Here is a 15,035-nt window from a genome sequence, read left to right as displayed (position 1 = left end):
GCTAAGCTTTTCAGCCTGCATCGCTACCAAGTAGGGCTTTCGCTCTATCGGCATCATATTTAATTTGTTTTTTCAGCGCATCTAACGATCCGAATGGCTGCTCGTCTCTAATCTTCGCCACCAATTCAACTTCGACTGATTTACCATAAAGGTCACCATCAAAGTCGAACAGATGGACTTCTAACTGACACACTTGACCATTCACCGTTGGTCTAAAACCGACGTTAGCCACGCCTTCATATATATCGCTATTATCCCAATACAGCTTCACAGCAAAGACACCACGAACTGGCGATACTTTACGTTTTAAAGCTATATTAGCAGTGGGAAAACCAATTGTACGGCCAATTTTCTCACCATGAGCAACCTTGCCACTTAAGATGAAAGGGTGCCCTAATAAACGTCTTGCTTGCTCTAAGTTGCCCTTTGCAAGCTGCAGCCTAACTTCTGTCGAGCTTACGCGCTTATCACCTAAAACAAAGCTTTGGGTGCTCACTACGGCAAAACCGTATTTTTCACCTGCTTTGCGTAGCATCTCAAAATTACCTTGACGCATTTTACCAAAGCAAAAGTCATCGCCCACAACTAAATATTTCACACCGAGTGCTTTTACGAGTAGCTGCTCGATAAAATCTTCGGCGGTAAAACTCGAAAATTTCTTATTAAAGTTCACGCACAATAGACGCTCGATCTTCAGCTCATCTAGCAAGACTAGCTTGTCTCGCAATAAGCTCAAACGAGCGGGCGCATTTTCACCTTGAAACAACTCTCGCGGCTGCGGCTCAAAGGTCATCACAACTGCTGGCAGGCCTAGATGCTGTGCCTTTTTAACCAGTCGATTTATCACTTCCGCATGACCACGATGGACGCCATCAAAGTTGCCTATCGTCAATACGCAACCATGATGTTTCGGCAAAATATTATGAATACCGCGGATTAATTCCATTATCTTACACGACGCATGAGAGTAAATGGGCGGATTATATACTAGCTAGCCTTTATAATCAGCACTCAAACAGCAGCTTTCATCTTCCAAGGGCGAATTCCAAGGCAAACCAAGCAAATAAAGTAAGAGATTGCTGCAAATGCAATCAACTTTGCCAATGTAAAGCTGCGCTCTATGAAGGATAAGTCGATCCATTGTGCCGTAGTAGGATCAAATTTAAATAACACTGCCAACATGACCCCTGCAGCGAGCAATACCTTTACACTAAAGATCAGTGTCGATTTTTGGATACGGTAAACATTAGCGATATGCAGGCCTCGATACAATAAGAATGCATTCAATAACGCCGATAGCGATGTGGCAATCGCCAGCCCTACATAACCGAATGGAATCGCAAAAATCAGGTTAAATACCATGTTGCTCACCATGGCGATAATACCAAAACGCACAGGTGTTCGAGTATCTTGTCTTGAGTAATAGCCTGGCGCTAAGATTTTAATCAGCATGAAGCTCAATAAACCGCTGCCATAGGCCATTAAACTGTATGAGGCCATCTCGACATCTTCATAACTGAAGGCACCGCGCATAAATAGCACCATCAGCATAGGTTTAGCTAACATAATTAGGCCGCACATGGCGGGAAGACCCAGTAGAATAATCGCTTTTACCCCCCAGTCCATAGTTTTGGCGAACTCATTACTTTCGGCATTTACATGGCGTTTAGATAACGCAGGTAAGATAACCGTTGCGATAGCGATACCAAATAAACCTAGAGGAAACTCCAACAATCGGTCTGAGTAATAGAGCCAACTAATAGAACCTGTCATTAAAAAGCTCGCAATGAAGGTATCGAGCAACAGATTAATTTGTGACACTGACACACCAAAAAGTGCCGGGATCATCAAGGTGCGAATTTTGGTTACCCCTGGATGATGCCAGCCCCAACTCGGCTTAACCATGGCCCTTTCTTTAATAAGAAAAGGAATTTGGAACAAAAACTGAACCAAGCCACCTAAAAACACGCCACAAGCTAAACCAATTTCCGGCTGACTCAAGTTAGGCGCAAGATAGATAGCCGCCGCGATGATAGCAACATTTAAAAATACTGGGGTAAATGCTGAGACTGCGAATCGCCCACGGGTATTTAATATCGACCCCGCTAGCGCAGTAAAAGTGATAAACCACAGATAAGGGAAGGTAATCTTAAGCATTAACGAGGCCAGTTCAAACTTGGCCCCATTGGGCTCATCATTTAACCAAGCTAAAAACCAACCACCGCCGAATAGAGCCGCCAATACAGGCGATGCGATAACTCCCACTAAAGTCACAATAGTAACGAGTATTCCTAAGGTTCCGGCGACTTTAGAAATTAACTCCCGCACTTCCTCTTTGGTATTTTTTTCTTGATATTCAGTTAAAACTGGCACAAAAGCTTGTGCAAAAGCCCCCTCTGCAAACAGGCGTCTTAAAAAATTTGGTATTTTATTTGCGAAGAAAAAAACATCCGCACTGCTTCCCGCTCCCATCAAGTTAGCGATAACCACATCCCTAACTAAACCTAAAACACGGGAAATCAACGTCATAGCACTCACAATCATGCCTGACTTAATTAACTTCTTGCTCAAAACGCCCCCGACCTCTGGATAGAGCTAAATAACTTAGGCAATATCGCGTAAAAATTAGCATTAGCCTCTATTGTCTCATAGCAATACCTGCTAGAATTGCGCCACATATTACACGAGTTAGGTTGAAGATAGCCAAGCTGGTTGGATTATTTTGAGTTAATCAGACTGATTCAATCATTGTCATTGACAAAGTGACATAAATAGGGCATATTCCTCGACCTTAAAAATACCAAACCCAGTTTTAGGAGTTGCACCTTGGCTAATAGCAAGTCTGCAAAGAAGCGCGCGCTTCAATCTGAAAAGCGTCGCCAACATAACGCTAGCCGTAGCTCAATGTTACGTACTTACGTTAAAAAAGTAATTGCTGCAATCAATGCAGGTGATCACGCGACAGCTACTGCTGCTTTCGCTAAAGCACAACCAATTGTTGACCGTATGGCGACTAAAGGTCTTATTCACAAGAATAAGGCTGCTCGTTATAAGTCACGCTTAAACGCTAAAATCAAAGCACTAGCTGCTTAATCTTTAGCTTTAAAGCAAATTAAAAACCGGCCTTGGCCGGTTTTTTTATGCCTGCCACTTTTTCATCTCTACAACCTAACCATTAGTACAATGAAGCCGTTTCTATCGGCCGCCGTAAACTGCAGGCAAAAAAATAGAGAGGCAGGCCTCTCCATTGTTCATCTACTCTATAGCTTTTAACTTGCCAATAAAAACCAGCTATCAGCAAACGATCTCACCGTGCTAACAACTGGTCTTCACTTCACTAGGCTACAGTCTTTAAACTATCGCAATAGATGTTGTTCAGTAATTTAATAATCTCAGCAACTTCATCACTCTTTAACGAGTAGTAAACTGTTTGAGCTTCTTTGCGCGTTTCTACTAAATTATCTTTACGTAACCAAGCTAAATGCTGGGACAGAGCTGATTGGCTTAAACCCAATTTCTTATTCATTTCACCAACGCACATCTCGCCTTCATTAAGAAGGTAACACAAGATAAACAGACGACGTTCATTGGCTAACGCTTTCAACAATACAACGGCATGGTCTGCTCGTTGCTGCATTAGTTCTATATTCATTACGAGCCATTTCTCCTAAAACAAACCGACGCTCTAATATAGCGTTGCCTTACAGATATAGTCGGGACATAAAGCACACTTTTTGCTAGATTGTTTTTAAAAGTGGGACATACATAATAAAAAATGAAAAAACTTATGAAAAACAACTATCTCAATCTGCTTTGCGGATTAACGCTTATTGGCTTAATGGGTTGCCAACAAACTAATACAAATAATAGTGACGAGTCTATATCCGCTCAGTTACAACAAAAAGCCCTTAATTCGGCGCTTGCTTACGAGCTTGTTGAATCTCTAACCGTTGAGGTAGGCCCAAGGCTTGCCGGAAGTGAGAAAGATTTAGTAGCCGTACAATGGGCTGAGGCTAAACTTACGAGCCTAGGCTTCGATAAAGTCTATAAAGAGGCAGTACAAGTCCCCGTGTGGCACCGAGGTGAAGCGAAAGCATCAATCACGGCTCCATTTCCGCAGCCTCTGGTCATCACCGCCTTAGGGGGCAGTATTGCCACACCTAATGGTGGGATAGAAGCGAAAATCATACGCTTTGATAGCCTAAAAGCGTTAGAGCAAGCCGACAGCGCTGCAGTTAAGGGCAAAATCGTGTTTATCGATCACGTAACGGAGCGCCATAAAACAGGTAAAGGCTATGGCAAAAGTGTTGGAGGCCGCTCAAAAGGCGCCGTTGCAGCCGCAAAAAAGGGAGCAGTAGCCATTATCATCCGCTCTATTGGTACCGATCACGACCGTATGGCTCATACGGGAATGATGCGCTATCAAGATGGAGTCAATAAGATCCCAGCTGCAGCGATGTCCAACCCCGATGCAGATCTTATCAATGCCATGCTAAAACGCACCGATGAAATCACCGTCAAATTAGCGCTCTCTTCTGAAAACCAAGGATTTGCCACCTCTTACAATGTGATTGCTGAAGTAACAGGTACCACTAAGCCCGAGGAGATAGTCTTGATTGGTGCTCACTTAGATTCATGGGATGAAGGCACAGGTGCTATTGATGACGGCGCCGGTGTCGCCATTGTCACTGCTGCGGCAAAACTGATCCAAGACCTGCCCATTAAACCCGCTCGCAGCGTAAGAGTCGTGTTATATGCAGCAGAAGAGCTAGGCCTCATTGGTGGCAAGGCTTATGCGAGTACTCACAAGGAGGAGCTTGAAAAGCATTATATTGCAGCTGAATCCGATTTTGGCGCGGGCCGCATCTATCAAATAGACTTTAGAGCCAGTGAACAAGGTTTTGAGCAGTTAATACAGAAAAGCCTACCAATGACAGCAAATGGTGTAACTATGGGCAGTAACAACGCCTCTGGTGGCCCAGACGTATCCATGCTACCCGCTTTGGGTGTTCCCGTTGCCTCACTTAGACAAGACGGCAGCGATTACTTCGACTATCACCACACCCCAAACGATACTATAGATAAGATAGACCCTGCAGCGCTTAGGCAAAATGTCGCCGCTTACGCTCAGTTTGCTTACCTAATGGCACAATCTGAAATTGAACTCCGCCCGATTGTACTAGAGCCGTAACTTTCTCGGTTATCTAAGTAAAAAGCAGCCTGACAGCTGCTTTTTACTTATATCCATATCACTCATCTTTGCACTAGCAAAACTACTGCTCTTCACGTAAGAACACAGGCTCATTCACTGTTGAGTCTTTCTCACTATAGTAATAACCCGCCGTGTCAAATTGGGTTAATGCCTCTAACGAGTCAATATTATTATCTAAAATATAACGCGCCATCATGCCTCTTGCCTTTTTGGCATAAAAGCTAATCACCTTGTATTGGCCGTTCTTACAGTCTTTAAAGACTGGGGTGATCACCTGCGCTTTAAGTTGCTTAGGCTTAACCGCTTTAAAATACTCATTTGAAGCTAGGTTGATTATAAACTCATCCCCCTGCTCCTCTGTGGTCTTATTAATCTCATTAGTAATGATATCGCCCCAGAATTGATAGAGGTTTATGCCTCGCTCATTAGCTAAACGAGTGCCCATCTCCAAACGATATGCTTGCATCAAGTCTAGTGGCTTAAGCAAGCCATAAAGACCCGATAAAATCCGCAGTTGCTGCTGCGCCTTATCTAACGCTTGAGGAGAAAGTGTATCGGCATCAAGCCCCGTATATACATCACCACGAAAAGCAAACAAAGCTTGTTTTGCGTTAGCTGGGGTAAAGTCCTTTTGCCAAGAGCTAAATCTTGCCACATTTAAGCCTGCTATTTTATCACTCACTTTCATCAAGCTTGCGATATCTGCGGGTGTTAACTTACGGCAAACTTCAATCAACTGTTCACTTTGATCGAGTAACGTTGGCATTGAATAGCTTTCGCTGCCCGGTGGATTCTCAAAATCTAACGTTTTTGCAGGAGAGACTAAGATCAGCATTCATGAGTCCTTTAAAGAAAAAATTCTTAAACTAGTCCCAATCAGTTTAAAGATATTGCTCTCTGAGCGAAAGTTTAGCGCGTTAGAGGCAAGGCAACGAATGAGAAGCATAGTGACTCTATCACCCAAAGGGCTTGAATTTACTCCCCAAAAAGCGCGATGAGCAGCTCACATTCTTATACTGATTGGTATAGGACAATCATACTGAACAAAAACAAAAAAACCACGCTTAAACAGCGTGGTTTTTTAGATTGTACTGATAAGGCTTATAGATTAAGCATTAGCAGCATCAGCTTTCGCTTCCGCCTTAGCTTGAGCCTTGGCTTCCTCTTCAACGGTTTTACTCGTCCAGATCCCGCCTTCTAAATTAGATAGCTCAGGGAACTTGCTAGCATCAAACGTTGGAGTTTCGCCGCTTTTCAGCTGTTGACGATAATCGTTAATAACTCGAATCGCTAAACCAGACAGTAGCAGTAAGGCAATGATGTTCACTGTTGCCATTAGGCCCATAGACACATCGGCTAAATTCCACACTAAGCCGATTTTAGCTACAGCGCCAAACATCACCATACCCAATACGCACACTCTAAAGATCGGCAATGCTTTCTTACTGTTACCCGATAAATACATTACGTTGGTTTCAGCATAAGAGTAGTTAGCAATAATTGAGGTAAAGCAGAATAATAAAATAGCAAGTGCTACGAATCCGCCGCCCCATGGGCCAACATGTTGAGTTAACGCTTCAATAGTCAGCTTAATACCATCGCCATCCGAACCTAAGTCGCCCGCTAGCAAGATAATAGCCGCTGTAGCAGTACAGATAACAATAGTATCAACAAATACCCCCATCATCTGCACAAAGCCTTGTGATGCTGGGTGGTTAGGGTTTGGTGACGCACTCGCTGCTACGTTAGCAGCACTACCCATACCCGCTTCGTTAGAAAACAGACCTCGAGCGATACCTGCTTGCATAGCCTGAGCAATAGTATAAGCCACACCACCAGCCACAGCTTCTTGTAGACCAAAGGCACTCTTAATCACCAGCATAAATACATCAGGTAGCTTATCGAAGTTAATTGCCACAACAACAAAAGCAATCAAGATATAGGCTAAAGCCATGATCGGCACAACGACTTCAGAGACCTTAGCCACCTTATTTAGGCCGCCCATAATCACAAAGGCACTGAGGATCACAATTGCGATACCAACATAAGTTGCATCTAAATTGAAGACCTGAGTCATTGCACCCGTAATCGTATTAGCCTGAACAGCGTTAAATACTAGGCCAAAAGCAATGATCAAGAAGATTGAGAATAGGATCCCCATCCAACGTTGACCAAGTCCCTTATCCATATAATAAGATGGGCCACCACGGTATTGTCCGTCTTCATCACGCACTTTGTAAACCTGCGCCAATGTTGACTCGACCATAGCGGTTGCCATACCTAAGATAGCAATAAGCCACATCCAAAATACCGCACCAGGACCTGCGGCGGTAATAGCTACAGCCACACCAGCCATATTACCGGCACCAACACGTGCAGCCATACTTGTACAGAACACTTGAAAAGATGAAAGACCGCTGCGGCCTCCACCTTGTCGACTCTTAAGCATAATTTGGCCAGAGTGCTTAAAATGAGTAAGCTGAATAAATGTCAGTCGAACTGTAAAATACAGTCCGGCTCCCACCAGACCATATACTAAAAGCTTTCCCCAAAGCAGCGCATTGAGAAAATTAACCGTTGTTTCTATCATTTTTTTCAATCCCCATGACAAACTTAAATCGAGCAAATCGCCCCTCGATCATGTTTATCCTGTATTAACCTTCCTAAGTATTTAAATAACAGCAGATTTTATTCTCAAATTGTCTTAAACGTGAAAAAATTACATCACGCCCGCTGTAATCCGCGCAGCAAAATAGCATAGCATCGCTTCAATCCCGAGCGACACAGATCACAATTCACCACTTACCTGACATCAACGTCACACCAACACACAAATAGTACCAGCCAAAATAACCAAATTAACACTATATTTACACCTAGTCGGTGATGCTTTTTATACAAACTGCTTTCAATAAATCAGAGCTTGCCCACGTTTTTGTAATAAAATTACAAATATAGTGGTGAATATGAAATTTGTTTAACTTTATGATTACGTAAATGGGGTTATTTATGGCACATCAGCAAGAAATTGTCGCACTCAAGAAATTTGTTCGAGCAACTAACTTTCTAGCGACATCGCAAATTTACTTAAAGAAAAACGTGCTGCATAAACGCGCACTCGAACATAGCGATATCAAGCCAAGACTCCTTGGCCACTGGGGAACCTGTCCTGGTATCAACTTTGTTTATGCAAACGTTAACAGACTTATCACTAAGCACAATCGCTCATTTGTCTACTTAGTCGGTCCTGGTCACGGTTTCCCTGCCGTTCAGGCAAACCTATTTATGGAAGGGTCATTAAGTCACTTCTATCCAGACATTATCCCATATAACGAAGAGGGTATCACTGATATCTGTCAGAAGTTCTCAGCCGCTTATGGTTACCCTTCTCATGCAAACCCTGAAGCACCAGGCCAAATTCTAGAAGGCGGGGAGCTAGGCTACTCACTTTCTGTAGCTTGGGGCGCGGTTTTAGATAACCCCGATCTGATCGCCGCTTGTCTAATTGGTGATGGTGAGTCAGAAACGGGCCCGCTAGCAGCCTCTTGGTATGCAAACCGTCTTGTTTCACCGAAGAACAACGGTGCCGTACTGCCTATCGTTCATATCAATGGTTATAAGATCTCGGGTCCAACTCGTATGGGGCGTATGAGCCACGAAGAGCTGGATCTAGAATTTAGAGGTCTAGGTTACCACCCAATCATTGTTGACGACGAGCTAGAAGAAGACGTTTACGTTCAAATGGCTGCGGCAATGGACAAGTCATATGAAATGATCAATGACATCCAAACCCGAGCGCGTGCTGGCGAAGACATTGTTAAGCCACGCTGGCCGGTGATCTTGATGCGTACCGCTAAGGGCTGGACAGGTACCGCAGAGTTTAACGGTAAGAAACTAGAAGGTAACTGTGAGTCCCACCAAGTTATCGTTAATAAGTGTGCGACCGATAAAGCCCACCTAGATGCACTGAATACCTGGTTAGCCAGCTATAAGTTTGGCGAGCTATACAGCGTCAACGATCAAGGCGAGCTTATCTTCGATGAAGATATTCAATCGCTACTACCACCAAAAGAACTCACATGCGGCCGTCAACATTTAAGCTATGGCGGTGAAGTGGTTCGCGCCTTAGCACAGCCTAACCTTGAAAAACTGGCCTACGGTGCGGAAACTCCACGGGGCCAACGTGGCCTGTCTATGTATAAGATGGGTGAGTGGATGCGTGATGCATTTAAACTCAACCGCGACCAACGCAATCTACGCATTTTCTGCCCAGATGAAACTTACTCAAATCAATTGCAAGCTGTATTTGAAGAAACTAGCCGTGCATGGCAGTGGCCTATCGAAAGCTGGGATGAAGATATGTCCCGTGATGGTCGAGTCATCGAGTTACTATCAGAAAACTTGTTGTTTGGTATGCTACACGGCTACACGGTGACAGGTCGCCATGCGATGTTCCCAACTTATGAGGCATTCTCACAAGTCGTGTCTTCTATGGCTGACCAATACTGTAAATACGTCTACGCCAGCCAAGGGGTACATTTCCGTAAACCTGTGCCAGCCTGTAACGTCGTATTATCATCACTGCTTGAACGCCAAGACCACAATGGTTACTCGCATCAAAACCCCTCTTTCTTAGGGGCGATGCTTGAGAAGCACCCTAAGATTATCTCTGCTTACCTACCAGCAGATGGTAACAGCACCTTAGTTTACACCGAGCGCGCCTATGCCGATCGTGACAAGCTCAACATCTTAGTTGCGGGTAAGAAAGAGCTACCACAGTGGTTAACACTCGATGAGGCTCGTCAGCAAGCTAAAGATGGCGTGATGGTTTGGGACTTTGCATCAGATGCAAATCCAGATGTCGTTCTAGTGGGCTGTGGTGACTACGTCACACAAGAGGCGATGGCTTCACTAGTCCTTATTCGTGAACTATTACCACGAGTACGCATTCGTTTTGTCAGTGTGACAGAACTTACCAGCAGTGGTCTAGGTAGCTTAGAGTTCCAAAGCAAGCCTTGGTTGATGGATGAAGTATTTACTGCCGACAAGGGGGTAGTATTTAACTACCATGGTTATCCAAACACGATTAAGAAACTTGTGTTTGACTATAAAGGTAGCGATCGTTTCAGAATCAAGGGCTATGAAGAGGAAGGCTCTACAACAACACCATTTGATATGGGCGTACGTAACGGCACATCACGCTACCACCTTGTTATCGATATGGCGTATAAGCTGTTCCAGCAAGGCGTAATTGATGAGACTCAGCACGTTGCTATCACTACAGATATGCTTCAGCGTCTAGTCGATCATAGAAATTACATCAAGGCCAACGGTGTTGATCCAGAGAGCATCGAAAACTGGGTTTGGACTCGCTAAACTTCAGATTTACGACTCTAAATTAAGCCAAATAAAAGGGCGCTATTTCAAATAGCGCCCTTTTTACAACTTTAGTGCTCTATATTATCCAGAAAATAAAGTGGAAAATATCGCATTTGCAACTAATAATAGTCTCAGCTAGCTAAAACATAATGGATCTCCGTGATAAGCGCTAGCACTGCTTGAAATGATATTGAGCAGACGGAGGAGTTTTATTATAAAACATAAGGATTTTGAATGATGAACAACACACTAAAAGCAGTTCTGCTTACTTCGATGTTACCTTTTGCTGCAAACGCAGCTGATGGCATGAGCCCCTGGTATGTAGGTGGCGGTGTCGGCATCAACAATTACGAACCCAATTGCGATCAAAAAACCATGAAAAGTTGCGGCGATGATGATCCCTACGCATGGGACGTATTCGCTGGTTACCTGTTAAATGACCACTTTGGCGTAGAGCTAGGTTATCGCGACCTAGGCCGAGCCGAATGGGTTGACTATTCAAATAAGCTCAATGACGTTGGCGCCAAGGGGATGAACCTTGGCTTAGTGGCGTTTTGGCCATTTGCCGGTAACTGGAGCCTATCCGCAGAAGCAGGTGCCTTCAATTACCTTATCTCTAATAATAAGAACTATGGTAGCGAGTACTATAGTGACAGTGGCGTTGCTCCATACGTTGGCGCAGGTATTGGTTATAACATTACCGATAACCTAAAGCTTCAGGCGAAATACCGCCGCTATGAAAACTTAGATGAAGATAAGTGGAAAACCCTAGAGATGGAGAGTAACTACTGGGGCTTAGAGCTAAGCTATCGCTTTGGCAGTAAAGCTAAGCCTGTTCCGGTCGTTGCGCCAATCGTAGTGGCAGACTCTGATAACGATGGCGTAACTGACGACTTAGACCAGTGCCCTAATACTCCACCGACCCATAAAGTTGACGCAAATGGCTGTACAATTTACCAGGAGGCTGAAGACGAGTTTGATATCGAAGCTAAGTTTGCTAATAACTCCGCTAAGGTAGAGCCCTCTTCATATGGCGATATTAAGGATTTGGCCGCTTATATGAGTCAGCATCCAAACTCAGAAGTTATGATTTCTGGCCACGCTTCTAACACTGGATCGGCTGCCTACAATATGGATATCTCCGAACGCCGCGCAGCAGCGGTTGCCGAAATTCTAGTAAATGAGTATGGCATCGCACCAGAAAGAGTATCATCTAAAGGCTACGGTATTACCCAACCGCTGATTGAAGGTAGTTCAGCAGAAGCCAATAAGGCTAACCGTCGTATCGAAGCCCATGTCACTGGCACGGAAAAAGTGCCTGTACTTAAATAAAAGTACAATTTACTTAACAAAAGCTCACGCTTCTCAAAGCGTGGGCTTTTTAGTTTTATCAGTTCGCAAAAAAGCTATACTTTCTGATTAAGCTTTTACCCAGCTAACAACAAGTAAAATATTGTTGCTAGATTACCAAAAATGACCGTTCTAATGATTTTCAGCAACTTTTGTGTAATTTTTTTTCATATATAGTTGGAATGTTCATTAAAATGGCTTTTAATAGCAACTAACTTAACTGTCACACAGATGCTGTACATAGAGTAAGGATGTAATACGCATGGCAAATACATTAGAACAACTTAAACCTTTCACTACCATTGTTGCCGATACCGGCGATATTGAAGCCATAAAACGTTACCAGCCAGAAGATGCAACAACCAACCCCTCTCTCATTTTAAAAGCATCAGAAATCCCGGAATACAGTGCATTAATCGAAGATGCCATCTCTTGGGCTAAAGGCCAGAGCAGCGATCTAGCACAGCAGGTTGAAGATGCCGGTGATAAGCTTGCCGTCAATATTGGTTTAGAGATCCTAAAAATTGTTCCTGGCCGCATTTCAACTGAAGTGGATGCCCGACTTTCATTCGATAAAGAAGGCTCAATTGCTAAGGCACACAAGCTAATCAACCTATATCAAGCAGCAGGTATCGACAAGTCTCGTATCCTTATTAAGCTAGCATCTACATGGGAAGGGATCTGCGCCGCGAAACAACTTGAGCAAGAAGGTATTAACTGTAACCTAACCTTACTCTTTAGCTTCGCTCAAGCACGTGCATGTGCTGAAGCCGGAGTTTATCTAATCTCTCCTTTCGTTGGTCGTATCCTTGACTGGTACAAGAAAGATACAGGCCTTGAGTACAGTGCGGCTGAAGATCCAGGTGTAGTCTCTGTTACTAGCATTTATAACTACTACAAGCGTCATGGCTTTAATACCGTGGTTATGGGCGCAAGCTTCAGAAATACAGGCGAAATCATTGAGCTTGCAGGCTGTGACAGACTCACTATTGGCCCTGCACTACTAGAAGAGCTATCTAACAGCAACACCCCTATCGTTCAGAAGCTACTTCCTGCAACTGAAGTTGTTGCGCCTGAAGCGGATATGACTGAAGCCCAATTCCGTTGGGAATTTAACGAAGATGCTATGGCCGTTGAGAAACTAGCCGAAGGTATTCGTAACTTCGCTATCGACCAAGGTAAGCTCGAAGTTATGCTAAAAGATAAGCTTTCGTCTTAACGGAATTAGGACAATACAATGACAGAACTCACTCAACAAGCTAGCTGGCAAGCACTGGAGAAGCACTGTAAGACGCTTCCCCATATGCGCGAACTATTCTCGACTGAACCTCAACGCTTCAGTGATATGTCGACTCAGGCATGCGGTCTATTGTTAGATTACTCTAAAAACCGCGCGTCAAAAGAGACGATGTCATTACTGTTTCAATTAGCGAAAGAGTCTCAGCTTGAATCGAAAATTAAGGCGATGTTTGCTGGGCAGGCAATCAACAACACAGAGCAACGAGCTGTACTGCACACAGCTCTGCGTGCGCCCGCAGATAAAGTGATTACAGTCGATGGCAATAATATTGTCGCCGAAGTTCAGCAAACTCTGGCAAAAATGGGTGAGTTCGTCGAGTCACTGACATCAGGTCAGTGGAAGGGCTATACAGGTAAAACCATTACCGACGTGGTAAGTATCGGTATTGGAGGCTCATTCTTAGGGCCAAAAATCGTTTCCCAAGCCCTGCGCCCATATTGGACGGGGGACCTAAACTGTCACTTTGTTGCCAACGTTGATGGTACTTCTATTACTGAAAAGCTTAAGGGACTGGATCCACAAACCACATTGTTTGTGATGTCTTCTAAATCTTTCGGTACTCAGGAAACCTTAACCAATACCCTTACCGCCAAAGCATGGTTTTTAAGCCAGGGTGCATCCCAAGCCGATGTTGCAAAGCACTTTGTTGCTGTCAGCTCAAATGTGGCTAAGGCGACAGAGTTTGGTATCGATGCCAACAATATCTTCCCTATGTGGGATTGGGTAGGTGGTCGTTATTCATTATGGTCTGCAATTGGACTGCCAATCGCTCTGCTTATCGGTATGAATAACTTTCGCGAGTTATTAGCCGGCGCTCACGAAATGGATGAGCACTTTGCTAACACTCCTTTAGAAAATAATATGCCTGTTATTATGGGCTTATTCTCTCTGTGGTACGGTAACTTCTTCAATGCCCAGTCTCATGTCGTACTGACCTATGATCATTACCTAAGAGGCCTACCGGCATACTTCCAGCAACTCGATATGGAAAGTAACGGTAAATCTGTCACCCTAAGCGGTACAGATGTCGATTACAGTACCGGTCCGGTGATCTGGGGAGGTGAAGGTACCAATGGTCAACACGCATATCACCAACTACTGCATCAAGGTACGGCACTGATCCCTGCTGACTTTATCATGCCACTCAACAGCCACAATCCTGTTGGTGAGCACCATGTACAACTTGCTTCTAACTGCTTTGGCCAAACTCAGGCATTAATGCAAGGGCGGACATTCGATGAAGCGTTAGCGGAGCTAAGCCAAAGCACCCTTAGCGATGAACAAAAGCAGCTCATCGCTAAACACAAGGTGATGCCAGGTAATAAGCCAAGCAACACTATCTTAATGGATAAGTTAACACCCGCGACTTTAGGTGCACTCATCGCCCTGTATGAACACAGAACTTTTGTTCAGGGCGCAATTTGGCAAATAAACTCTTTCGATCAGTGGGGCGTAGAGCTCGGTAAGCAGCTCGGTAACGATGTGCTAGAACGTCTAACTGCAGATGATGAAGCCACAGAGCTAGACTCATCCAGTAATGCTTTAATCAATCTGTTTAGACAGGGAAATATTTAAGCCACTGCCACTCCTCAAAAAGCCAGTTTCGACTGGCTTTTTTGTTTTTAACCAGCAGAGCCTTCCGTAGTCGCTTGAAAAACACTGATATATCACCTCCTATAGTTCAAACTAAAACAATAAAACTTCATGTTGATTTAACATTTTTGAAACATTTTAGTTGCACCATGAATCAAAATCATGCTATTAAATTGAAGACAGAATAAACAACAGGAGGTT

The 15,035-nt window shown here is 44.0% G+C and carries 11 protein-coding genes; 6 read left to right on the top strand and 5 right to left on the bottom strand.

All coding sequences use genetic code 11. The annotated features are described in order from the left end of the window. Positions 1-10: 10 nt before the first annotated feature. Both ribF and murJ read right to left on the bottom strand, forming a co-directional pair. Entirely contained in the window at positions 11-946 is a 936-nt protein-coding gene (gene ribF / locus K5Q92_RS17845) for a bifunctional riboflavin kinase/FAD synthetase (RefSeq protein WP_220770243.1), read from the bottom strand. A gap of 65 nt (positions 947-1,011) precedes the next feature. Further along, positions 1,012-2,571 carry a murein biosynthesis integral membrane protein MurJ gene (gene murJ, locus K5Q92_RS17840; RefSeq protein WP_220770242.1) on the bottom strand — a complete coding sequence of 520 codons (1,560 nt, stop codon included), beginning with the start codon at positions 2,569-2,571 and terminating at the stop codon, positions 1,012-1,014. A gap of 255 nt (positions 2,572-2,826) precedes the next feature. Between murJ and rpsT the strand changes: the two genes are divergently transcribed. Beyond that, on the top strand, positions 2,827-3,093 hold the full coding sequence (gene rpsT, locus K5Q92_RS17835) for a 30S ribosomal protein S20 (RefSeq protein ID WP_220770241.1): 267 nt from the start codon (positions 2,827-2,829) through the stop codon (positions 3,091-3,093). A 244-nt stretch (positions 3,094-3,337) separates the two neighbouring features. On the opposite strand, the gene K5Q92_RS17830 is transcribed toward rpsT, so the two are convergent. Further along, positions 3,338-3,652: a metalloregulator ArsR/SmtB family transcription factor gene (locus K5Q92_RS17830; RefSeq protein WP_202720391.1), complete on the bottom strand. Its 315-nt coding sequence runs from the start codon at positions 3,650-3,652 to the stop codon at positions 3,338-3,340. 135 nt (positions 3,653-3,787) lie between these two features. Here K5Q92_RS17830 and K5Q92_RS17825 point away from each other — a divergent pair, with 135 nt between their 5' ends. Further along, positions 3,788-5,191, top strand: coding sequence for a M20/M25/M40 family metallo-hydrolase (locus K5Q92_RS17825; protein WP_220770240.1), 1,404 nt, complete (start codon positions 3,788-3,790; stop codon positions 5,189-5,191). Between the two features lie 82 nt (positions 5,192-5,273). Here K5Q92_RS17825 and yaaA read toward each other — a convergent pair whose 3' ends face one another. After that, positions 5,274-6,047, bottom strand: a complete 774-nt coding sequence (gene yaaA, locus K5Q92_RS17820) for a peroxide stress protein YaaA (protein ID WP_220770239.1) — start codon at positions 6,045-6,047, stop codon at positions 5,274-5,276. A gap of 273 nt (positions 6,048-6,320) precedes the next feature. Next, positions 6,321-7,802 carry a sodium:alanine symporter family protein gene (locus K5Q92_RS17815; RefSeq protein ID WP_220770238.1) on the bottom strand — a complete coding sequence of 494 codons (1,482 nt, stop codon included), beginning with the start codon at positions 7,800-7,802 and terminating at the stop codon, positions 6,321-6,323. Between the two features lie 419 nt (positions 7,803-8,221). Between K5Q92_RS17815 and K5Q92_RS17810 the strand changes: the two genes are divergently transcribed. The 4 genes from K5Q92_RS17810 to pgi all read left to right on the top strand — a co-directional run bounded on the left by K5Q92_RS17810 (position 8,222) and on the right by pgi (position 14,816). Beyond that, the gene (locus tag K5Q92_RS17810) at positions 8,222-10,588 is read left to right on the top strand and encodes a phosphoketolase family protein (RefSeq protein WP_220770237.1); all 2,367 of its coding nucleotides are present in this window, start codon (positions 8,222-8,224) and stop codon (positions 10,586-10,588) included. A gap of 237 nt (positions 10,589-10,825) precedes the next feature. Continuing rightward, positions 10,826-11,923 carry an OmpA family protein gene (locus K5Q92_RS17805; RefSeq protein WP_220770236.1) on the top strand — a complete coding sequence of 366 codons (1,098 nt, stop codon included), beginning with the start codon at positions 10,826-10,828 and terminating at the stop codon, positions 11,921-11,923. 280 nt (positions 11,924-12,203) lie between these two features. Beyond that, positions 12,204-13,160: a transaldolase gene (gene tal / locus K5Q92_RS17800; RefSeq protein ID WP_220770235.1), complete on the top strand. Its 957-nt coding sequence runs from the start codon at positions 12,204-12,206 to the stop codon at positions 13,158-13,160. 18 nt (positions 13,161-13,178) lie between these two features. Beyond that, a complete protein-coding gene (gene pgi / locus K5Q92_RS17795; protein ID WP_220770234.1) occupies positions 13,179-14,816 on the top strand; it encodes a glucose-6-phosphate isomerase in 1,638 nt (545 codons plus the stop codon). Positions 14,817-15,035: the final 219 nt, after the last annotated feature.

Source organism: Shewanella sp. MBTL60-007 (assembly GCF_019654915.1).
Classification (GTDB): Bacteria; Pseudomonadota; Gammaproteobacteria; order Enterobacterales; family Shewanellaceae; genus Shewanella.
The sequence above is the reverse complement of the archived record's forward strand: the minus strand, read 5'-3'. Positions and strand labels throughout refer to the sequence as shown.

Excerpts from the sequence above, each read along its gene's own strand:
- K5Q92_RS17825 (WP_220770240.1), top strand. The coding sequence starts at position 3,788 with ATGAAAAACAACTATCTCAATCTGCTTTGCGGATTAACGCTTATTGGC.
- K5Q92_RS17805 (WP_220770236.1), top strand. The coding sequence starts at position 10,826 with ATGATGAACAACACACTAAAAGCAGTTCTGCTTACTTCGATGTTACCT.
- K5Q92_RS17815 (WP_220770238.1), bottom strand. The coding sequence starts at position 7,802 with ATGATAGAAACAACGGTTAATTTTCTCAATGCGCTGCTTTGGGGAAAG.
- tal (WP_220770235.1), top strand. The coding sequence starts at position 12,204 with ATGGCAAATACATTAGAACAACTTAAACCTTTCACTACCATTGTTGCC.
- K5Q92_RS17830 (WP_202720391.1), bottom strand. The coding sequence starts at position 3,652 with ATGAATATAGAACTAATGCAGCAACGAGCAGACCATGCCGTTGTATTG.
- K5Q92_RS17810 (WP_220770237.1), top strand. The coding sequence starts at position 8,222 with ATGGCACATCAGCAAGAAATTGTCGCACTCAAGAAATTTGTTCGAGCA.
- ribF (WP_220770243.1), bottom strand. The coding sequence starts at position 946 with ATGGAATTAATCCGCGGTATTCATAATATTTTGCCGAAACATCATGGT.
- yaaA (WP_220770239.1), bottom strand. The coding sequence starts at position 6,047 with ATGCTGATCTTAGTCTCTCCTGCAAAAACGTTAGATTTTGAGAATCCA.
- pgi (WP_220770234.1), top strand. The coding sequence starts at position 13,179 with ATGACAGAACTCACTCAACAAGCTAGCTGGCAAGCACTGGAGAAGCAC.